This window comes from Mesomycoplasma molare, from assembly GCF_024918955.1.
GTDB lineage: Bacteria > Bacillota_I > Bacilli_A > Mycoplasmatales > Metamycoplasmataceae > Mesomycoplasma_A > Mesomycoplasma_A molare.
Window position 1 is genome coordinate 481,989 of sequence record NZ_CP103423.1, and the last position, 23,456, is coordinate 505,444.

Consider the following 23,456-nt stretch of genomic DNA (forward strand, 5'->3'; position numbering starts at 1 on the left):
CAAAAAAAATTCTTTTTAATCATGACTACAACTATTATACTAAAAAGAAATTTATTTTACTTATTTTATTGTATTAATTGGATTATATATGGTAAAATTCTAATTATAAATTTCAAAAAATAAAAAGCACTATAGTGAATTCATTTGGGTGTGCTTGAGAAAAGTGCTAAATGTTCGAAACTATAGGAAGAATAACAAAAAGAGGAAAAATGACAGAAAAAAAAGAAACACAAACAATAAAAGAAACTCCGCAAGTATCAGAAAGAGAAATAGTTTCTAAACAAAAATTATTAGAAGCAGGGACTTATTTTGGGCACAAATCATCTCAATGAAACCCTAAAATGAAACCTTATATTCATACAAAAAAATTAGGTACACATATAATTGATATTTTAAAAACTAAAAGAGCTTTAGAATTTGCTTACAAATTAGTTTATAAAACAGCTCAAAAAGGTGCATCATTTATCTTTGTAGGTACAAAAAGACAAGCTAAAAAGGCGGTTGAAGAACAAGCTTTAAGAACAAATTCAATTTATGTATCAGAAAGATGATTAGGTGGTACTTTAACTAACAATAGAACTATTTTTTCTAGAGTTAGACAAATGGAAGATTTAGAAAAATTAGCAGAAACAAATTTTGATGGTTATACCAAAAAAGAAGGAGTTTTAAAAACTAAAGAATTAGAAAAACTTCAAAAAAACTTACAAGGTATCAGAAATATGAAAAGACTTCCTGAAGTTATGATTATTGCTGATCCTAAAAATGATCTAATTGCTATTAAAGAAGCTAAGAAAAAAGGTATAAAAGTTATCGGTATTTTAGATACAGATACAGATCCAGAATGAGTAGATTTTGGTATCCCTGCAAATGATGATTCTGTAAAATCAATCACATTAATTTTAACAATCTTAGCAGATGCTATAGTTGCTGCTAAAAATGGAAAACAATTATTTGCATATCAAGAAGATGAAAAAGTTGTTTTACCAGAAGATCCAGATAAAGAAAAAAGAGAAAACAATCAACAAAGAAGATTTAATAATAACTTCCAACAAAATAAAGAAAACAAAAAAGAAGATAAGGAGTAATAATGGAAAACATAAATAAAACTGCTCTTATAAAAGAATTAAGAGAAAGAACAGACGCTCCTATGGTAGATTGTAAAAAAGCTTTAGAATCTTCAGAATGAAACGTTGAAAAAGCTATTGTTTGATTACAAGAAAACGGAAAAGCAAAAGCTGCTAAAAAAGCAGGTAGAATAGCTGCTGAAGGTTTAGTTTCTGCTGCTAAAAACGAAAAATATGCCGTAATTTTTGAAGTTAATTCTGAAACAGATTTTGTTGCCCAAAACAAACAATTTATTGATTTAGTTAACAAAATTGGAAATATTTTATTAAACAATACTTTTTCTAATAGCGAAGAAGCTTTAAATTTAAAAGATGAATCAGGTAAAAGTATAGATGATCTTTGTGTAGATGCAACAGCTACAATAGGTGAAAAAATTGCTTTTAGAAGAGCGGAAAAAATAGAAATTAAAGAAACTCAAAAAGCGGGTACATATGTACATACAAACGGAAGAGTTGCATCAATAGTTCTAGTTAATGGAGATAGCGAAGAAGCTGCTAAAAATGTTTCAATGCAAGTAGCCGCATTAAATCCTGAATATACTTTAGTTTCAGAAGTTCCAGCTTCTGTTGTAAATAAGTTAAAAGAAGAGTTTGCGAAAGAAATAGAATCTGATGCTAAATTTGCTTCAAAACCTGAAAAAATAAAACAATCTATGATTGAAGGTAAATTAAATAAAGAATTATCTAAAAACGTTTTAGAATTACAAGATTTTGTAATGGATTCTGCTTTTAAAGTAAATACTTATTTACAATCTAAAAAATCTGAATTAGTAAAATCATTACGTTTTGAAGTTGGTGAAGGAATAGAAAAACAAGAAACTGATTTTGCTGCAGAAGTTGCTGCGCAAGTAGCGGAAGCTAGAAAAAATAATTAATTTAATTTAAATAAAAAATTAGGACAAGTTTTTATTCCTAATTTTTTATTAATAAAAGAGGAAAAATGACGGAAAATAATATAGATAAAAGAATTAAAAAAGTATTATATAATAGAGAATTTTTAGAAAACGTGATTAAAAATCTAGCTAAATGAGTTAATGAAACATATAAAGATTCAAAAGATTTAATTATAGTTGGTCTTTTAAAAGGATCTATTCCTTTTTTAGCGCAACTGATAAAAGATGTAACTGTAGATCATATAATTGATTTTATGACTTTATCTTCTTATGAAGGGGCACAAAAATCCAAAGGATCTGTAAAGGTTATTATGGATTTGGCTTATGATGTAATGGATAAAGATGTTCTCATTATTGAAGATATAATAGATTCAGGGATAACTATTGAAAAGGTTGTAGAGTTATTAAAATCCAAAAAACCTAAGAGTGTAAAGGTTTTAACTTTACTAAATAAACCTACAGGAAGAAAAAATAATTATAATCCAGATAAATTCGGAATAGAAGTACCTCATGAATTTTTAGTTGGGTTTGGCTTAGATGTTAAGGAAAAATTAAGAAATTTGCCTTATATAGGAATTTTCGACGAAAAAACCTTTGATGATTTTTAAATTTATAAATTAGATTTTACTTCTGTTTTTGTTTTTATAGCAAATATTATATAATTAAAAAATGAAAAATTTAGTAATAGTTGAATCACCTAATAAAATTAAAACAATTAAAAAATATTTAGGTGAGGAATATGAAGTTTTAGCTTGTAATGGGCATATTTTCGAAATGAAAACTTCAGGACAATTTGGTCTTGGAATAAATTTTGATGAATGAGAGCCAATATATAAACCTGATAGTTCAAAGAAAAAAATAATTCAAGATTTAAAAAAAGCTTCTAAAAGTGCTGATAAAATTTTCATAGCAACTGACCCTGATAGAGAAGGAGAAGCTATTGGATATAATTTAATTGAGGCATTATCCATAGAAGATAGATATGAAAGAATTAAATATAACGAAATAACAGAAGAAGCTATCAAAAAAGCTATAAATAAACCTTTAAAAATTGACATTAATTTAATAAATTCTCAAAAATCAAGAAGAATGCTCGATAGAATAATCGGCTTCCGTTTATCTAATTTATTAGCTAGAAGAATTGCTAATCCTAGAACAAATCCTTCGGCCGGAAGGGTTCAATCTATTGCTTTAAAATTAGTTATAGATAAAGAAGAAGAAATAAAACAATTTATTCCTATAAAATATAATACTATAAAAGCTGAAAGCGAAGATAAAGTCCATTTATTTAATTTTTTCTATAAAGAGAATAAAGATTTTGATAATTCAGAATGAATTAAACCAGAGAAAAGTAAACAAATATTATCAGAATTAATCGGTGATTTAGTTGTCAAACAAGTTAAAACATCAACAAAATCGGATGCTAAAATTACACCTTTAAAACAATCAACACTTTTCAAAAAATCCGGTATGTCATCTAAAAATGTTACAAGAATTCTACAGGAATTATATGAAGGATTAGATGATAATGGAGGATTAATTTCCTATCCTAGAACCGACTCAACTCGTTTGAGTGAAACTTTTATAAATCAAGCAAAATCATATATTAAAAAGCAATTTGGAAACGAATATATCTCAGATACAATTAAGGGTTTTTCAGGAGATCAAGATGCTCATGAAGCGATTAGACCGACAGATTGTTCATTAACACCAGATTTAGCTAAAGAAAAATTCAATTTAAATGAAGGACAATATAAAATATATAAAATAATTTATAATACTTCTCTCCAAGCGATAATGTTACCTCCTAAAAGAGAAATATTAAGATATGAACTAGAAAATAATGGTCATTGATTTAAATTAAGTGGATCTAAAATAGTATTCGATGGTTATTTTGCTTTAATAGGAAAAGATCAGCAAATTGAATTACCTAAATACAAAGAAAATGATGTAGTTAAAATTAGAAAATACATTTTAGATGAAAACCAAACAAATCCACCTAGCAGATATAATGAAGGTTCACTAATAGAGGCTATGGATGAAATAAAAGTAGGTAGACCTTCTACTTTTGCATCTACAGTTAATGTTTTAAAAGAAAGACAGTATGTAGAAAGTGTTAATGGATCTTTAATTCCTAATGATTACGGTTATATAGCTTTGAATATATTAAAAGAATCAACTAAAGACATAATAAAAGAAAATTACACCGCTTCAATCGAAGAAAAGCTAAATAAAATTGCAGATGGTGAAATGGACTACAAAATCATGATGAATGATTTTTGAAAAGATTTTCAAGATAAAATTAATGAAACCATTTCTGAAAATAAAGAAAAAGTAAAACTTCAAGTGGAAGAAACGGGTGAATTATGTCCTGAAAATGGCGCTCCTTTAATATATAGATATAACAAAAAAACAGGTCAAAGATTTATAGGTTGTTCTTCATTCCCGGAATGCAAATTTTTAAAGCCAGATCCTAATGCTAAAACATTCTATAAAAGAAAAAAATATAATACAAAAGAGGAAACTAAAAAAATATAGCAAAAATAGCTATATTTTTTATGTAATTAACCATTAAAAAGAGGAAGTATGAAAAAAAAATTTACTAAATTTTTTCCTTTATTATTAGCAAGCTCTATTTTTACATTTTCTTTAATTTCTTGTAAAGTTATTGATAATAACCAAATTAATAATGATGATTCAAAAAAAGAAACTTTATTAAATAAGAGTTCTGTTTCCTTCAAAGACAATGATCAATATTTAAATTTATATTTTAACAATGATATTAATTTATTTAGTAATATAACTTTAGAATTAACAAACACCAATAATAATAAAACGGTTTTTATTAAAGATATTAATAAAAACGGAAAAAACAATAATATAAAAATTAAATTGGATGATTATAATATATTACCCGAACAAGAATACAAATTAGAAAAAGTTATAGTAGATGAAAAAGAAATTAAAATAGTTAATGAGTTTCTTTTTTATTCAAATGAAACTATAATAAATAATATAAGTGAAGAATTTTCAAGTGATAAACATATTAATATCAAAAACGAAAACGCTTTCTTTGTTGAGCAAGATGTTAATGTTTTTAATATTTTAGAAGAAGAAAAATTGAATGAATTTTTATTCACTAACAAAAACGATTATTACACTTCTTTGATTAATAAACCAACAGAAAATAATGAAGATAACCAAGAAGAAAAATGAAATATTACTAATAATAATTTAATTTTTCAAGCTGAAAGAACAGAAGTGAGTGAAAATTGAATTTCATTAAAATTTCACTATACAGATATATTCGAATTTAAAACTGGTAAGGTTTTAGTAAAAAATTTAAACCCATTTAACCCATTTTCAAAAGTAATAGATATTGATTTAGATTTTATTGCAAAAGAAGTTAGATTTAAAAAATCAGAATTACCCCAAGAACCTAATCAATACATTTTTACAGCTATTTCTATAAATGATAAAGGAAAATCGTTCGCTTATAATGAACAAAAATTTAAATTTTTTATTTCACCTTCAGAAAAGCATTTAAATTTAAATAAAATTACTTATGCCAAAAATGAAGAAAATAAAGAAATTTTTGGTTCAATTGATTTTGATTTTAATGAACTTGAAGCTAAAGAATTAGAGAATAAATGATTTATATTAAATTTTTCAGTAGTTTCTCAAAAAGATAACGTTAATCTTAATGATCTTTCTTTCAATGATAAACCTCAAATAATAGTTCCTTTTAATAAATTATGAAAATTTTCTTTAAATAAACTTGATGAAAATAAAATTTATAAACTAGACAAGATAGAAGTTAGAGAGCCTTTTACATTAAAAGAAATTAATAAAAATATTAATATTAATAAAGAACTTGACACTAATTTTTCATATAGTTTTGCTAATTATAATTTAAATGATTCTTTACTAAAATACAATGATACAGATCTTTTAGAAATAGAAAATGAAAAATTATTAACTAAAAGAAAAAATTTAACAGAAAATGAATTTAAAGCTATTTGAATGGAAAATTTAAATAAAAATTCCGTTCCTTTTTCAACTCAAAATCTAATTTCCTTTTTATCTTATAAAAGAAATTATCATAATATAGAACAAAATAAGGAACAAAACCAAGTTTTGCCAGAATTCAAAAATTTTTCTTTCATAAAAGAAAATAATGATGAATTTTTTGTAAATTCTATTTTAGGTAGAGAATTAATTAATAAAACAATGTTTAGTTTTAATAAAGAAAAAACACAAGCAATAATAATAAAAGATCTTAATAGATATCAAAATTTAAATAAAGTTGATGATGAAAACGTATTATTAGAATTAAACTTTTCATTAAATACAAAATTGCCAAATCTTTTTAATCGTATAAATAATGAAAATTTAAATTCCCTAGTAAAGATTTATATTCCATTAAAATTATTAAAAGAAAATAAAAATATTGAATATTTACCTTTTGGTTTAGAAAATAAATCATTAAATAAACTTGAAAATAAAAAAAGAATATTAGAAATTAAAGAAAAATTTAAATTTTCAGCAGCTTATAATAAAGAAACAAATTCTGTAACCATAAATATTAACTCTAAAAATAATGATATAAAATTATATGATAGTTTAACTTCTCATTTTCAATCACAAACAAAATCTGCTTTTATATCTAATTCATTATTTTTTGTTCATTGATTATCAAAAAAACAAAATGATGATTCTATAACCTTTAACGAAACTCCTTTGAATGCAACTTCATTAGTTTCAGGGAGCGAAGAAACTTCAAATCAAAAAAATTCTTATACATTAAAACCGGAAATTAATGATAAAGAAAACAATGCTAAAAGATTATTTAAAGAAAATAATAATGAAGTATTAAGTGATATTAGAGCTAGAGTTTTCAATTTCCAAAGAAGAGGTGGAACATATAATATGATAGGTAAGGTGAAACCGAATGATCCAAATGATCATAGATATTATGTTTCTAGTGCATATCACGTTTGAACAGGAGAAGGGAATTGAAGAAAAAATCCTTTTGTAACGGGTTCATGATGAGATGTAAAAACAGAAATTAGTAGTACTGATCCAGAAACAGGCGTTCATATCAGAACACTAAAAGACCCTGGATTTAAAGTCCCTATTATTGTTTCTGAACAAGAAAGTGAAAAAACAGAACCTAGTTATGAAGATGAAAAAAAGAAAAATAGTTTTTTCAACGTTGATTTTAAACTTGAAGAATTTATAAATTTCGGTGATGATGAATCATTCCCAACTTACAATGATTTTAGAGATAATTTTGGAAATAAAGTTTTAGATAAAAATGGTCCCGATAGCTGAGAGAGATGAAGAAGTAAAAGTGATTTTTTTGTAGGAATATTAGATATCAGTTATTTCGAAAATAATTATAGTTTAGAAACAATTGATAATGACTCTAACTTGACTGATTTCCATAAACAAGTTGTTAAGTTCTTTTTAAATTGAAAAAATTTAAAAACTTTAGAAACATCACAGACTCCTAAATTTTTATCTAATATTCATAATCTTAGTTATATTGTAGCTGGTTATCCTTCAGATGCTAAAAGTGCAAATGAACAAGCGCCCACTGAAGCGCCTAATAAAAAAGATAAAAGATATAGAGAATATCTTTTATCGAATCCTCCTCAAACAAATTGAGAACATTCAGCATTAGGTCCAAATCAAAGATTTCAAAATAAAGCTTATTTTTTCTATGGAACAAATATTGATTTAAGAGGAGGAGCTTCTGGTTCCTTTGTCTATGATTCCGAAGGTAAAGTTACTTCACTTTACACTTTGATATGAAATCCAACTTCAAGTCAAAATTATACTAGATTGGGATTCTTTTTATTAGACGGACAAGAATATAGTTATTTTGGTGATGGAAGTACACCTTCTAATCCTTCTTCATTCTATGAAAAAGCAAGATTACTTTCTTATCTTTATCCTGAAAAATTTAAAAACGATGATTTCCAAAATAAACCTGATATATTTTATGAATTAAAAAAATAGCCTAAAAATAATCGGGCTATTTTTTATAAAATTTTTTTAATATTTCTGTATTTTTAAATATTTTTTAAATTTTATTTGCTTCTTTTTTTAGGAATCACTCTTTCTTTATATTTCGGTTTGTTTAATTTGATATAATTATAAAAAAATTAAATTCATAAGAAAGAAAATTATTTATGTACGGAAAAACTATAGAATTATTCTTATTAAACGGAAATGCTGATAGTCTTATAACTGCAGAATTATCAAATTGAAATGGTAAGGCTATAAAAATACCTAGAACTGAAGTAGAAAGTTGTGAAAGAGAAGATATTAAAGGCATAGGAGTATATTTTTTAATTTCGCAAGAAGAAGATGGGACAAACTCAGTATATATAGGAGAGGCAGAAAATATTAAAGATAGGCTTATTCAACATTTAAGAGATTTTAAATCAGGGAAAGAAGAATATTATTGAAATACTGCTTTATTATTTTTAGGAAGAGATCTCAATAAAGCCTTGATTAGATATTTAGAAAATAGATTTGTAGAAATAGCTAAAGAATGTCAAAGATATAAAATACTAACAAAAAATACTTTTAAAAATACAATCATTAAAGAATCTCATGTAGCAAGTATGGAAGAATTTATTGATAATGTTAAAATTCTAGCAAATACATTGGGTTATAAAGTATTATTACCTACCCCAAAACCTAATGAAAAAACAGAATATTTATATTGTAAGGGGAAAGATTCAAATGCAAAAGGTTTTATTAGTCAGGGAGGATTTACCGTTGTAAAAAATTCTATAATAGCATCTACAATTACAGAATCTATGAAAAAACATTCTTATTTTAATCTTAGAAATTCTCTTTTGAGTGAAGGTATTATAAATAATAATCAATTTGAAAGAGATTATGAATTTAAGTCTCCTTCAGCTGCTTCTTCTGTTGTATTAGGGAAATCATCCAACGGAAATACCGATTGAAAGACTTCAAAAGGTAAAATGTTGAGAGACATATAAACATTTTCCATCTAAATCATAAAATAAAATTTAAAAACCGCTCTTTTGAAAAATAGAGGGTGTTTTTTATTTAAAATTTTAATTAAAGTTTTTTTTCTTTTGAAATTTATATTTGTGTCTTGTAAATTCACTAAAAAAAGTCTTATAAAATGCTTCGTTAATTATTACACCAAAGTACAGTAAATAAGAAATATAAAAGCAAAAAGTAGAAAGATATAAAAACGTAGCTAGAGTCCCAAATTTATCATAACTAATAAATTTTGCAGAAGATAAAAAACCAAAAATAGCTGAAAACAAAACAGAAGATAAAGAACTAATGAAAACTCCTGACGATATTTGCTTAAATGTTATTTTAAAAACTGGACTAATTTTTAATAAAATTAATCATATAATATAAAAAAATATAAAAACTAAAAAAATAGAAATGGTATAAAAACATAATTCATATACTCATAGTTTATTTTTAAATTTTATTTGTAATTCTATAAAAAGAAAAGTGGATAAAATTAAAAAAAATGACAAAATTAAAGATATTATGATAACGATAAATATACCTTTAATTCTATTAAAGATTATATTGCCCGAATTTTTATGACTGTAAATTATAGACTGACTTTCGATAAATTTTGCATATCCAGAAGAAGAAATTCACAAAGAGGAAAAAAGCAAAATTATTCACGTTGTCGTTTCTCAAGCGGCACTAGAAAAGATATTAAGAGTTTCTGGTATAGATTTTCCTATTCCTGGAATATATCTATTTAATATTTCTTCTAATAAAAAGTCTTTTGTGTTACTAAAATGTAAAGTTTCTTTATTTATAAAGAAAGGGTTAATTATAGAAAAAGAAATTATTAAAATTGGAATAATCGAGATAAATAAATAAAATGCAAATCCAGCTGGAATAAAAGTAAATTCTCTAGAACTTAATTTTTTTATACTCCTATTTATTATTATTTTTAAATTTTCTTTTTTATTTTTTACTTTACTAGATCTAATTGATATTTTTAGAATTATAAAAATAAAAATATAAAAACATCTGTTTAAAAAGTTTTTATTTTTTAATTTTATAACTTTATCTTTGAATCAATCATTTTGTTTCATTTTCTAATTATATAATAAATAATTTTAGGAAAAAATCTTTATATTTTTATATTTTGTACTTTTATCTTTGAAAAATCTTTTTTTATCTATATTAATTGGAGGAAAAATGAATAATGTACTAATATACTTTGCTATTAAATATAAAGGAAATTTTAATGATATTTATAATGCCTTAAAAAATCAAGAAAAAATTTCTGAAAATGAATTGAAAAAAATTGAATATAAAGTTAATAACAATGAAATAAAAGCTTTTACTATTCTAGATGATATTTATCCTGAAGAATTTAAAGTTTTGGTTAAACCTCCCTTTGTTGTATTCTATGAAGGAAATGTATCTATTTTAAAAAATAAATGGAAAATATATTTAACAGGAGACGAAAAAAATAATAAGGTTAATCAATATTTAGAACAGTCTCTAAAAGAAATTGCAAAAAGATACACTTTAATAACGTGCTTTTATAAAAATTTAGATATAGATATAAATAATTTTTTTATAACAAATAATTCACCTATTATTTATGTTTCAACAAATGGAATAAAAAATCCTTATTTTGCTGACAAAATAAATATAAACGAAAACAAATTAATAATTTCAGAATATCCTAACGAAGTAAATATTTCAAAAAACAAATTAAAAAATAGAAATCGCTTAGCTGCTGCTCTATCAGAATCTTTAATTATTTATTCATCTAAAATAGACAGTGGTATTAATAACCTAGTTACAAACTTTTTAAATTTAGGAAAAGAAATATATTGTTTTCCCGGAGATTTTAGTGATGAAGATGGAAATGCTAACTTAATAAAAGATGGAGCAAACATTATTACCTCAATTAAAGACATATATAGTGATGAAAGGAGAAAAAATGCTTAAATTATTTGCAGGCGATAATGGCGAAGTAATCATTAATGAAATTGCTGAAAAAACTAGCGCTATTGGTTATATAGTATTAACGGCTTTTGCCGGATTAATCGGTTTACTTTTAATGATTGCTGTTATTTATACAGGAATTAAAGTTGTATATTCACAAGGAGAAAAAAGAAAAAATAATTTAGTTCACATGATGATAATTGGAATTATATTTATTGTAATAATCATTATATTTGCTATAGGAGTTAATTTTGCAGTTGATGTAAGTAAAAGAGCAGCTTCCGGTATTTCATAACAATGATATTTCAAGATGCTATATACGGTATTTATTATACAATTCTTTCATTCTTTTGATTTATTTTTATATCAATACCATTTAAATTTTTATCTTTACTAACAGATATTTTTAACTTTTTAAGTTTTCCATTAATAAATTTGTTGTTTTTCGGAAAAGCATCTGAAGAACTAAGATATAGTGAGATAAAAACTCCTATTATTTTTAATGCATTCTTGATTATCAATTCAATATTTTTTTTATTTATTATCTTATTAACCATAATACGATGGTCGTTTTCTCAAAAAAATGAAAAAAACTTATCATTGATTAATATGTTACAAAAGATGATACCTGCTTTAATTTTAATTTTTGGAATTCCTTTATTATCTTTTGTTGTGATTAATATTTTTAATACTTTCTTTAATATTTTTACTATAAGTATTAACAATAATCAAAATATATCTCATAATATTTTTTTATCTTTAAAACCACAGGAAATTGATCTTAAAACATGGAAAGATCTAACTATTGATAATTCATTTGGAATAATACCATTTGAAGAATATACAAAAATAAATATAAGTTCTTCTGAATTATTATTTTTTCCTTCAATAGTAGGAATAACACTTTTAAGCATTTTTATAAAAAATGCTATTTATCTTTCTAATAAAACTTTTCAATATTTCTTTTTATTTTTAATTTCACCTTTTGTTTTTTCTACCATGCTTTTTGATGGAGGGAAAAGATTTAACAATTGAAATAAAATGTATTTTTCAAAATTAATTTCCATTTTTGTTTATATACTAGGATTAAAAATTTTTTCTTTTTATTCTGTAATTATTAATAATTCGATTAATGGAATAGATAATATTTACAACTTTACTAAATTATCGTTATTTTCTATTTTACTAATAGGTGGAGCTTATTCAATAAGTAAATTTGTAAAAATGATTTCTAATTTATTAGGTGAATCACATACTTTTAGAAGTACATTAATTGAAAATAAACTTATATATGAAAATATAAAAGAAATAATGTCTCAAAATTTTTACTCAAATTACATAAACAAAAAGAATTGTGTTATTCAAAGCCTAAAAGAAAAAAATATTACATTTTCGAAAATATCAGACAAAGAATTAAAAAGTAAAAATTTATTTCAAACAATAAATTTTGATAATAACAAGGAATTTCGTCATAAAAGGAGTGATTATGCTTCAACCTAAAAATATTAAAAAAAATAAGATATTAATTGCAAAAAATTTCTTTCTTTCTGATTTAATATATATTTTTATTTCTTTAATAATTAGTTTTTTAATATCCTGAACAGTAATACCTGATTCAGTTCAATACAAAAAAATTATCTCTTTTTCTATATTTTTAGTTTTAATTTTACTTATTAGTCCTACTCTATTATTTTTACCTTCTCACAATGCTAGAATTTGGATTATTTTAATTAGAGTTTTTAAGTATTGAATTGAAAACAAAAAGTTTTCTACAAATTCTAAAAGATCAAATGTTAATTTTTTTATTAATATAAAAGAAGTTGATGAAAATGGTAATATTCAATTTAAAAATGTTATTTCTAAAGGTTATAAATATTCTAAAATTATAAAATTTGATGGCTATAATATTTGAACTAAAAACGTTGAAGAAAAAAGAGAATTTCTTGAAAAAATGATATTATTTTTTAATTCTAGAGAAGAAAGAATTACTTTTGTTAAAATTCAAAAAAAATACAATTTTAAAGAAAAAATAGAAGTTTTAAATAAAAAGAATTCATTTTTAAACGATAAAGAGAAACAATATATTGATGAATCAAAAAAAGAAATCGAATACCTTCAAAATCATGAATATAAAGATGAATACTTTTTGGTAATTTATTCTAAAAGTATAGAAAAATTAGAACAAGAAGTTTTATTAATAAGTGATTTCTTCGAAAAAGTCGAAATAAATTTTGATATTTTAGATAAAACTGATGTTGAATTGTTCACAAAATCTTTTTATCTTTTAAACCAGGAAAATAGTAACTCTCTAGATCAATTAACTTTTAAAAATAGCTATTTTAAATGAAATAATATGTTTGCAAAAATAAATACTATAAGCGATATGCCTTTAAATTTAAATGTAGGGTGGGCTGAAACTTTTTTTAGTTCATCAAAATCGTGAATATTATGAGATATAGATCCTATAAACACCAAAGAATATGAAAAGATTGTCGATTCAGCAAATAATAAAATATTAACTAATATAGCATTTAATAAAAAGTCAGAATTTAGAAATAAAAATGATATCAAAAATATGGAAGCAATTGATGAACTTGCATATTTATTAAATATAGAAAATCAAAAATTGTTTAATAGTTCGATGTTATTTTTAAATTTTAATAGGGATTTAAAATTATTAAAAAAGGATATAAATACAGAATTACAAGATGCATTAAAAAAAGAGAAAACAAAGATTAATAAATTGAAATTTAGACAACTTGAAGCTTTTAAAAGTTTTTCTTTATTCAATGATAACATATTAAATGAAAGTATTGAAATTGTATCTAGGAATTTGGCATATTCATGACCTTTTTGTTTTGAAAAAAATGTAGATAAGAATTCTTTTTATCTAGGAAAAAACAAAAAACAATTTTTTATACTTGATATTTGAAAAAGAAATTCTTTTCATACAAATTCTAATTGTATATTTTTTGGAACATCAGGAAGAGGAAAAACAACAGCTATAAAGAAACTTATATTAGATAGCTATCTAAAGAAAGATTCTTCTGTAATAATAGTAGATCCACAAAGAGAATATCAAAATTTTAAAAATATTTTTGATATTTCTTGAATTGACATAAGTAATAGAAATATTTCTATAAATCCTTTGCAAATAATTGAAAAAATAGATTTTAATAATGAAAAAAATATCGATCAAAAAATATCAAGTCAAATTTCTTTTTTTATAAATTGAATAAAAATTTTATCTTTTAGTTGAAGCGAAGAAAAAGAAATTATTTTAATGAAATCAATAAAGAATTTATATTGAAATAATATTGAAAAAATTAAAAAAAATGATTTTCCAATAATATCAGATTTAATAAAAGAATTAGAAAATACTAATTTAAAAAAATACGAAAAAGAAGTATATGAAAAAGAAAAAATAAAAATTATCGAATGATTGAAAATTAATTTTGAAAATAATGGTATTTTTTCTTGAAACTATAACCAAAGAACAACAATGAATTTATCACATGATTTTATTGTTATCGACACAAAAACATTAATAGAAAATACAACAAAAGAAAATGTTAACGCGTTCTTTTATCTAATTTTAAATTTAATTCAGAGCAAAGTTAATCAGAATTTTTATCAAAAAAAGAAAAAAAGTATTTTAGTTTTCGATGAAGTTCATAAATTTATTGATAAAAAAAATATGCAAACTCTAGATTTTATTTTTGACTCTACAAAAACTATAAGAAAATATGACGGATCTATTATTTTATCAACTCAAAATCCTTCAGATTTCTCTTTAAATATAGATACTAATAATAAAACTCACGGTATATTAAAAAATATTCAATATAAATTTTTATTTAACCTTCCTGGTGATGATATAAAAATTGTTAATTCAATTTTTAACCCCTTTGAAGATAATAAAAATTTTAATTTAATTAGTGAATTTGATAGTTCTTTTTTAACAAACGCAGGAAAAGGAGAGTGCTTATTGATATCAGCAAATAAAAAGAAAATGTATTTTAAAGTAAATTACAACAACTTTGAACAAGAATATTTGTTTAATAAATAAAGGAGAACATGAATTTTAATACTGTTACATATACAAACATAAATAAAATAGATAGTGAAATTTTGGCTTCCTCAACTACAAATCACAATATAAATAATCATATTGAACTAGAAGATTATATAAATATTAGTAAAATATTAGATAATTCTTTAATATACAAAAATTTTTCATCTTTAAATTCTACAAAAAAACCTTTTACTAGATTTTATGATTCAAAATTTTTCTACACAAAATCTGCCTCTCACTATTATTCAAACAAACACGGTGGTCATCTATTAGGCTATTGGCAAAATTATTTAAATTCCGGATGATACGGAGCTAATATAAATATAGCTAAGGGATTAGAAGGATGAACTATAGATTTTTTTCAATTAAAAAAAACAGAATACATAGGTTCTAAAAGAAGAAAGAATGGTCTAGATTTTGACAATGGAAATTTTGCTAAACATAGTTCCAATGAAGTAATTGATGTTTTAAAAAATGAACATAAAAGATTACAATTTTATTTTGGTTTAGAAAAAGAAAATGATAATTTTATTGACACTCAATTTTCGCTATATGGAAGCTATGGTATTAATTTAAGCGATTTTGTTTTTAAAAAATTAAATAAAAAAATAGATGAATATAAATTAATATACTCAAAAAATGGAAATAAAATAAAAAGTTTTTATATCAACAATTTAAAAGTGGACTTTAACTTTTATATAGAAACTGAAAAAAGAGATTCAAAGGAATTTGACAAACTAAATTCAAGAGTAACTGATTTAAAAGTAAAAATTTCTTTTGATACAAGAATAAATTATGAAAATACAAATTTTCAACAAGTAGAAATACTTAATAATATTAAACTTGTAAAGGAGAATTTTAATAATTATTTTATACAAAATAATAAAATAGAACTGCAAACAGATTCCGGATATCATAACGGTTTGTATACAGATAAAAAAATATCTTCTTATACTTCCAACATTGAATATTTGGAAAGAAAAATAGCGGATTTTAAAAGACAAATTGCTAATATTAAATATTCTAGTGAATTTAACTTAAAATATTCAACTAATTTTGATAATAGAAAAGAAAAAATTAGTTTTTTCTTAGAATATACTAATAGAATAACTAATAAAAAAGAACTAATAAAAATTTCAAATGCATTGGAAATTAAATGAATAGAAACTGAGATTTTTAAAAGCAAAAATATAAAAGAAAGATTAGAAATAATTCCTAGCAAATATTTAAATTGAAAAAACAATGATTCTTTAGAATTGGTTGACGATGAAAAGACAAGAAAGGAAAATGATAAAGAAATATCGGATATTTATGGAGGTCATTGATATTACAATGCTCCTGTAAAGGTAAACTTTAAAACTACTTTAAATGAAAATGAAATTCTTTATATTAATGGCAAAAAAGTTGATGTTTTAGATCAAAACTTTTTCTTTGATTTAACCTTAAATAAAAACGAAAATTCTAATTCAGTTTTCAAAATAGAATTAGTAAAATTTGATAAAAAATCCGTAGTTGAAGAAAATAAAACAGAAATTTTTAGATGACATACAATAATAGAAATTAAAAATCAAAATTTAAAATTAAAATTAAAATGATTTGCTTGAAATCCTGAAAATAATAAAGAACAAGAAAAATTAATAACTGAATTTTTGAAAAATGACAAAGGTGAGTATTTGCTAAGTTCCGATGGATCTAAAATAAAAAACCCAAAATTTGATCCTTTAATAGACAAAGAAACCGGTACCAAAAAACAAATAGTTTGAGTAGACTTTAGTGATAATGAAAATAATTTGCCCTTAGGTACTCGTTTTATGCAAGATCCTGTTGATAATAACAACAATATTACTGAAAATTATGAAAACAATACAGGTTTTATAGCGGAGGCAGTTGTTGTGGAAAAAGGAATAAATTTACAAATAAATGATAGTTATCCTATTAAAAAGTATAAGATTATAGAAAATAACGATTTTTTCAGAATATTTAATTCTAATCCAGATTCAAACGAACACAATAACATATCTGAAATAAAAGTAAGTGAAAACGAAAATAATTATTTTTCAACTTCTGGATTATGATTATTTAGTAGTAAAACCGAAAAAGGATTAAATAATTATAAGTTAGTTTTGATAGGGAATAATGTTTCTAATAAAAAGTTTACTTCCATATTTGTAAATAAAAAAGTAACTAATTTTTTCGACTCTTCCCAAGGTAAACATCTAAAAAAATTTTTAATAGATAAATATAAACTTAATAATAAAGAAATTAACGCACTAACTTACGAAACTATATTAAAATATTGAACAGAATATGTAAGTGAAACTTTATGAAATCACGCGAAACATAATGAAAATAAAATTTTAATAAATCCTTTAATCCAGGAAGAATTGCTTAAGAAATTTAGTTATCAAATAGAAAGAGAAAAATTTAGTGAAAATGTAGATAATTATAATAATTTTATATCTGAATTTAAAAACAAAGATAAAGTAAATTGAAATATAGAATTATCTGAAGAAGACAAAAATATTATAAAAATTTCTTTTTTCATAAGCAATAATTTTAATTCTATTGATTATGAATTATCACAAGAAATTTTTTATTTTAAAGTTTCTTGAAAAAATAATAAAACTCAAGAAGATGAAATTTCTAACAATGAGAATTTTTTTGAAATAATACCTAAATTAAATAAAAAAGAAATAAATGATTCTTTTAAAAAGAATAGTGACTTTTTTCCTACAAATGAATGATATGACTTTGAAAACAAAGAAAAAGTTGTAGTAAATATTAATAAAAATAGTGATAAACTATTTTTTAATTTTGAAATTTTAGAAAACTTTAAAGATTCTTTTTTTATCAGAGAAGAAAATAAATTCATCGAAATGTCTATTCAAACTAATAATAACTTTTTAAATGAAAATAAACTTTTATTTTTCGATTTTAAAAGTGAAGAAATATATTTAAATAATTTAAAAAATAAAAGTGAAATAGAAGAAAATATATTATCTTTTTTACGCGATAATATTTCTTTAAACTATACTTTTGAAAAAGATTACTATATTGAAAATTTTGAGGAAAAAATAGAAGAAATTTTAGAAAATGGTACTAGTAATAACAAAAGTCCTGTACTCATAAAAATAATAAACGCAAACTCTAACGAAAATAAACTCTTAAAAGTATTTAATTTTCTGAACGTATCTGAAAATAACCGAAAAGAAATAGATTTGTCAAAAATAAAAATTGATGATTTAGTTTTAGAAGACAGTGATAATCAAATAGAAATTGCAGAAGAAATAAAAAAAATTATAAATAAAGAAGTAAGAAAAATAAACTTAGTTTTTGATCAAGATTTAGAAATTCAATTTTTTAATGAGAAATTAATAGTTTTAATCCATAATAAAAATAAATTTATAAAATTTAAAATATTAGGAAAATATTCTAATATAAAAAATTACTTTATTTTAAATGTTAAAATCAATTCTCAACAAGAAAATAAAATACTTGATTTAAGTAATTTTAAAATAGATACAATTAGAACAAATAGTGATAATTTTTTTGAATTGAAAAATACTATAATAGAAAATATTAGAAAATATTTTGCAGAATTTCTTTTAGAATACAAGAAAGATTTTATTATTGAAGAAATTGATTCTAAAGAAAAAATTAGAGAACTTGTATTATCTAAAGGTGAAAATACAGCAAATTTTAGATTAATTGCAAAAAATACAAAAAGAGTATCAGGGCATATAAATTTTTATGTTTTAAATTATTTAAGTGAAAATTCCTTTTTAAAATCTGATGATATTTTCTTAGAAAATAAAAATAGTTTAAAACAAAAAAATAAACATAATTATCAGTGATTATTTACTCCGATCGCTTTTTCATCCTTTTTTATTGTTATTTTAATAACTAAAATCTACAGAAAATTTTTTAAGTATAAGAAATAAATTATTTGCTTGATATTATAAGATATTTAATTTATTATAACTTAAAAGATACTTTGATATAATTTCTAAAAAAAGAAAGGAAATTATGAAAATTAAAAGTTTATTTAAAAATAAAGACACTATATTTTTAAATACTAATTTAGAATCAAAAGATGACGTTTTAAAGTTTTTTGCTAAAGAATTATTTCTAAAAAAATATGGTGCTGATGAAGAAAAAATATATAAACTTTTCAAAGAAAGAGAAAATCAATCATCTACAGGTTTTGGAAATAATATTGCAATGCCTCACTTTGGTGATGAAACTATGAATGAATCTACTCTTTTATTTGCTAGAGTTAATGATATTGATTGAAATTCTATCGACAATCAACCAGTAAAATATATTTTTGGAATTGCTTTTTCTAAAAATGATCGTGAGAATTCTCACATCGAAGTTATATCTAAATTAGCTAAATTTATAGATAAGGAAGAATTCAAAAAGGAATTATCTACTGTAAATTCTTCAGAGGAATTTTTATCATTAATTCAAAAGTTTGAGGAAGAAACACAAGAACAAATTAGTGTATCATCTAATAACAATAAAGAATATGATATTGTTGCAGTAACTGCTTGTCCTACAGGAATAGCGCATACATATCTTGCAGAGCAAAAACTAATTGAACAAGCAAAAGCAATGAATTTAACAATAAAAGTTGAAACTCAAGGTGCGGAAGGAATAAAAAATTCTTTATCTATTGAGGAAATCAAGAATGCTAAAGGTGTTATTATAGCTATAGATCGCGAAATAGAAAAAGGGAAATTTGCTCATAACGATAATATAGTTGAAATTTCAACACAAAAAGCAATTCATAAACCAGAAGAGCAAATTAAAAAAATTCTTGAAAATAAAGGGCAAAAAATTAAAGTTGCTAAAAAACTTGGTGATCAAAATTCTGATCAAGATGAATTATCTTTTGCGGGATTTGGTAAAAAAATGCACCGTTCTTTACTAAACGGTATTTCTTATATGTTGCCATTTATAGTATTTGGAGGAATCATTTTAGCACTAGGGTTTATTATAGACCTTATCACCGGTTCGTTATCTGGTAAAGATATTAATAGTGCAGAATTTTTATCAAATTTTGGATTCAATAATTCAATTGCTAAATTATTTTTTGAAATAGGTAAAATAGGATTAGGTCTAGCTGTTCCAGTTTTAGCAGCATATATTTCTTTTGCTATAGTTGGTAGACAAGGATTATTACCAGGATTTGTTGTAGGTTCAATAGCCAGCGGTGGCGTAAAGGGGACATATGGATTTTTATTAGATTCAATAACAAATTCTGGAGTTCAAAAACCTGGAGACTTTTTAGGTACAGGTTCAGGTTTTGTTGGTGCTATTTTGGGAGCGTTTTATGTTGGTGCTATGGTAATAGTATTTTCAAAATACGTTTTCGGAAACTTGCCAAAAACATTTAACGGTATTAAAAATATTTTATTTATCCCTTTATTAGGAACAATAGCAATTGCTTTATCATTTTGATTAGTTAATATTGTACTAATTTATATTAATTTAGGATTAGTGCTATTATTACAATTAATGCAAAATAAACCTTATCTTGCATGATTATTAGGAGTTGTGCTTGGTTCAATGATGGCAGTTGATTTAGGTGGTCCAATTAATAAAGCTGCATATATTTTTGGAACATTAACAATTGTAAATGGAAATTCTTCAGTTTCAATGGCTGCTGTTATGATAGCGGGTATGGTACCTCCTTTAGGTATTTCATTATCTATGATTATGCATAAAAAATTATGAACAAAAGAAGAAATTGAAGCAGGAAAAATTTCAAATATTATTTTTGGTTTATCATTTATTTCAGAAGGTGCTATTCCTTATACTTCTAAAAACCCTAAAGTATTAATTCCTTCTAATATTGTAGGAGGAGCAGTAGCAGGAATGATTTCAGCTTTACTAGGTGTTAATATCGTTGCTCCTCATGGTGGAATATTTGTTGTATTTTTAGCAAAATCTAATTTATTTGTTAACAACGCAGTTTCTATAGGTATGGGTATTTTATTTTGATTTATTGCTTTATTTATAGGTGCTTTAGCATCAGCACTAATGATATGAATATTAAATAAATATCCTATTAACTTTAAAACAAAAAAAAGAAAAAATGTCTAATAAAATTTATACTTTAACTTTATCACCTTCTAAAGATTTTATAATTGAAAATTCTCGATTTGAATTAAATAAAGTTAATAGATATGTAGAGTCAAGCATATACCCTGGAGGAAAGGGGATAAATGCTTCTATAATTCTAAATAGACATGGTATAGAAAATACTGCTATTTCATTTTATGACAATGATACATTTAAAGAATTCAGCGGTATTTTTCAAGATGAAAATTTAAAAATAACTAATATTGATCATCCGAAAAAAACAAGATTAAATATCAAATTTTACGGTTCTAATGCAGAATTTGAATTAAATGGCCCTAAAACTACTTTAACTTTTGACTTAATTAATAAATTAAAAAAAGAAATTTCAAAATTAAACGAAAATGATTTATTGTTAATAATGGGGCAAAGTAATGACTTTTTAATTGAGGAAATTTTGGAAATAATATCTAAAAGAAATATAAACTTTGTTTTAGATATAGATACAGAAAAAATAGTTGATTTTTTAAAATACAAACCTTTTTTAATTAAACCTAACAAATTAGAATTAGAAAAAAATTTTAATGTTAAAATTGAAAATGAATCAGATTTGCTTGAAGTAATGAAAAAAATTCAAAGTAATGGTGTTAAAAATATAATGGTGTCTCTTGATAAAAACGGTTCTTATTTATTAACAGATAAGGGTGAAATTTATAAAGCCACAGTAATAAAACCTATTAAGTTAGTTTCTGCTACAGGAGCAGGAGATACATTAATTTCAATGTTTTCAGCAAATTATTTTTTTAATAAAAATAATGCTAAAGATTTTTTTAAGTTAGCGAATGCTTCCGCTATGGGTACAGTAAATTCTACTTGACTAGGAAATAAAAAACTAACAGAAAAATTCTTAAGCAATGTAAAAGTAGAAAAATTAGCATAAAAATATCTAGAATTAACTAGATATTTTTATATTTCTTTTTTTATTATTTAAAATGAAATAAAAGTTTTATAATTTTAAATAATAAAGAAATTAAAAGGAAAAAATGAAAAAAAAGTTTAAAAGAATTTTTATGATTGTTACAGATTCATTAGGAATCGGAGATGATGGTAGACAAGAAGAATTTTCCGATAGTGGAGCAGATACTTTATTCCACGTTAGTCAAAGCGGATTATTAGAAATACCAACATGAAAAAAATTAGGAATAACAGAAATAACAAAAGTTTTTAATCACAACCAGAAAAACAAAGATCATATTGCTTACATGGGAAGAATTATAGAAAAATCCAATGCTAAAGATACACTCGCTGGTCACTGAGAAATGATGGGAATAGAAACACAAGTTCCTAATCCTCAATTTATAGAAAACGGTTTCCCTGCAGAACTAATTGAGAAACTAGAAAAAGCTTTTGATGGTAGAAAAATCATAGGTAATAGAAATGCAAGTGGGACTGTAATTTTATCTGAACTAGGGGATCAAGAAATAAAAAATGGACATATAATAGTTTATACTTCTCCAGATTCTACATTACAAATTTGTGGTCATGAAAAATATACTGGATTGGATAATTTATATAGATATGCAAAAGCTGCAAGAGAAATTTGTTCTTCGAGACCCGAATGAAATGTAGCCAGAATCATAGCAAGACCTTATGTAGGAGAAAACGGAGAATTTACAAGAACATTTAATCGTCATGATTATGCTAATAAACCTCCTAAAGACACCATTTTAAATAAATTACAAGAAAAAGGCATAAAAACGATCGCTGTCGGAAAAATTAATGACATTTTTGTAGGTCAAGGAATAGATAAAGTTTTCCCTCCTGCTAGCGATAACGAAAATATGGATGTAGCTATTGAACTAGCTTCACAAAAAACAGAAAATGAATTTATTTTTGTTAATTTAGTAGAATTTGACTCACATTATGGTCATAGAAGAAATTTAGAAGGTTATGCTCATAATATTAATTCATTTGACATAAAACTAGCAAAATTAATAAACGCTATGAACGAAGATGATTTATTAATAATGACTTCTGATCATGGAAACGATCCTTCATTCCCAGGAAGTAATCATACTAGAGAAGCTTTACCATTAACTATTTATTCTAAATCATTTACGGGGAAAAATAGAAATTTAGGAATACTAAAAGGACTTGGTACAACCGGTAATATAATTGCTAGAAATTTTGACTTGGATTTAATAGACACGGGTGAAGATATTTTTGATAAGTTAATATAAATAAATTAATTATTTTAAAAAACCACATAATTGTGGTTTCCCTGAATGC

At 23.3% G+C, this 23,456-nt stretch carries 15 protein-coding genes; 14 read left to right on the plus strand and 1 reads right to left on the minus strand.

Annotated features, from left to right (window positions below; translation table 4 throughout):
* Nucleotides 1-209 precede the first annotated feature (209 nt).
* From rpsB to NX772_RS02270, 6 genes are all read left to right on the plus strand, one after another.
* Nucleotides 210-1,085, plus strand: a complete 876-nt coding sequence (gene rpsB / locus NX772_RS02245) for a 30S ribosomal protein S2 (RefSeq protein WP_259429418.1) — start codon at nucleotides 210-212, stop codon at nucleotides 1,083-1,085.
* Between the two features lie 2 nt (nucleotides 1,086-1,087).
* Nucleotides 1,088-1,999: a translation elongation factor Ts gene (gene tsf / locus NX772_RS02250; RefSeq protein WP_027123485.1), complete on the plus strand. Its 912-nt coding sequence runs from the start codon at nucleotides 1,088-1,090 to the stop codon at nucleotides 1,997-1,999.
* Between the two features lie 65 nt (nucleotides 2,000-2,064).
* Nucleotides 2,065-2,625, plus strand: coding sequence for a hypoxanthine phosphoribosyltransferase (hpt, locus tag NX772_RS02255; protein WP_027123484.1), 561 nt, complete (start codon nucleotides 2,065-2,067; stop codon nucleotides 2,623-2,625).
* A gap of 61 nt (nucleotides 2,626-2,686) precedes the next feature.
* Nucleotides 2,687-4,555, plus strand: a complete 1,869-nt coding sequence (gene topA / locus NX772_RS02260) for a type I DNA topoisomerase (RefSeq protein WP_027123483.1) — start codon at nucleotides 2,687-2,689, stop codon at nucleotides 4,553-4,555.
* A 48-nt stretch (nucleotides 4,556-4,603) separates the two neighbouring features.
* Nucleotides 4,604-8,041 carry a hypothetical protein gene (locus NX772_RS02265; protein WP_027123482.1) on the plus strand — a complete coding sequence of 1,146 codons (3,438 nt, stop codon included), beginning with the start codon at nucleotides 4,604-4,606 and terminating at the stop codon, nucleotides 8,039-8,041.
* A 173-nt stretch (nucleotides 8,042-8,214) separates the two neighbouring features.
* Entirely contained in the window at nucleotides 8,215-9,039 is an 825-nt protein-coding gene (locus NX772_RS02270) for a GIY-YIG nuclease family protein (RefSeq protein ID WP_027123481.1), read from the plus strand.
* 78 nt (nucleotides 9,040-9,117) lie between these two features.
* Here the strand turns inward: NX772_RS02270 and NX772_RS02275 are convergent, their stop codons facing one another.
* Nucleotides 9,118-10,140, minus strand: coding sequence for a YhjD/YihY/BrkB family envelope integrity protein (locus NX772_RS02275; RefSeq protein ID WP_027123480.1), 1,023 nt, complete (start codon nucleotides 10,138-10,140; stop codon nucleotides 9,118-9,120).
* A 106-nt stretch (nucleotides 10,141-10,246) separates the two neighbouring features.
* On the opposite strand from NX772_RS02275, the gene NX772_RS02280 reads away from it, so the two are divergent.
* From NX772_RS02280 to NX772_RS02320, 8 genes are all read left to right on the plus strand, one after another.
* Nucleotides 10,247-11,011, plus strand: coding sequence for a DNA-processing protein DprA (locus NX772_RS02280; RefSeq protein WP_027123479.1), 765 nt, complete (start codon nucleotides 10,247-10,249; stop codon nucleotides 11,009-11,011).
* Nucleotides 11,004-11,303, plus strand: coding sequence for an Mbov_0395 family pilin-like conjugal transfer protein (locus NX772_RS02285; protein WP_051542191.1), 300 nt, complete (start codon nucleotides 11,004-11,006; stop codon nucleotides 11,301-11,303). Before NX772_RS02280 ends, NX772_RS02285 begins: the two co-directional genes overlap by 8 nt.
* A 2-nt stretch (nucleotides 11,304-11,305) precedes the next feature.
* Nucleotides 11,306-12,508, plus strand: a complete 1,203-nt coding sequence (locus NX772_RS02295; RefSeq protein WP_408605428.1) for an Mbov_0396 family ICE element transmembrane protein — start codon at nucleotides 11,306-11,308, stop codon at nucleotides 12,506-12,508.
* Nucleotides 12,495-15,077: an Mbov_0397 family ICE element conjugal transfer ATPase gene (locus NX772_RS02300; RefSeq protein ID WP_027123475.1), complete on the plus strand. Its 2,583-nt coding sequence runs from the start codon at nucleotides 12,495-12,497 to the stop codon at nucleotides 15,075-15,077. Before NX772_RS02295 ends, NX772_RS02300 begins: the two co-directional genes overlap by 14 nt.
* A gap of 8 nt (nucleotides 15,078-15,085) precedes the next feature.
* A complete protein-coding gene (locus tag NX772_RS02305; RefSeq protein ID WP_027123474.1) occupies nucleotides 15,086-19,024 on the plus strand; it encodes an Mbov_0399 family ICE element protein in 3,939 nt (1,312 codons plus the stop codon).
* Between the two features lie 85 nt (nucleotides 19,025-19,109).
* Nucleotides 19,110-21,191, plus strand: coding sequence for a PTS fructose transporter subunit IIABC (locus NX772_RS02310; RefSeq protein WP_027123473.1), 2,082 nt, complete (start codon nucleotides 19,110-19,112; stop codon nucleotides 21,189-21,191).
* Nucleotides 21,184-22,107, plus strand: coding sequence for a PfkB family carbohydrate kinase (locus NX772_RS02315; protein WP_027123472.1), 924 nt, complete (start codon nucleotides 21,184-21,186; stop codon nucleotides 22,105-22,107). Before NX772_RS02310 ends, NX772_RS02315 begins: the two co-directional genes overlap by 8 nt.
* A 103-nt stretch (nucleotides 22,108-22,210) precedes the next feature.
* Entirely contained in the window at nucleotides 22,211-23,407 is a 1,197-nt protein-coding gene (locus NX772_RS02320; RefSeq protein ID WP_027123471.1) for a phosphopentomutase, read from the plus strand.
* Nucleotides 23,408-23,456 lie beyond the last annotated feature (49 nt).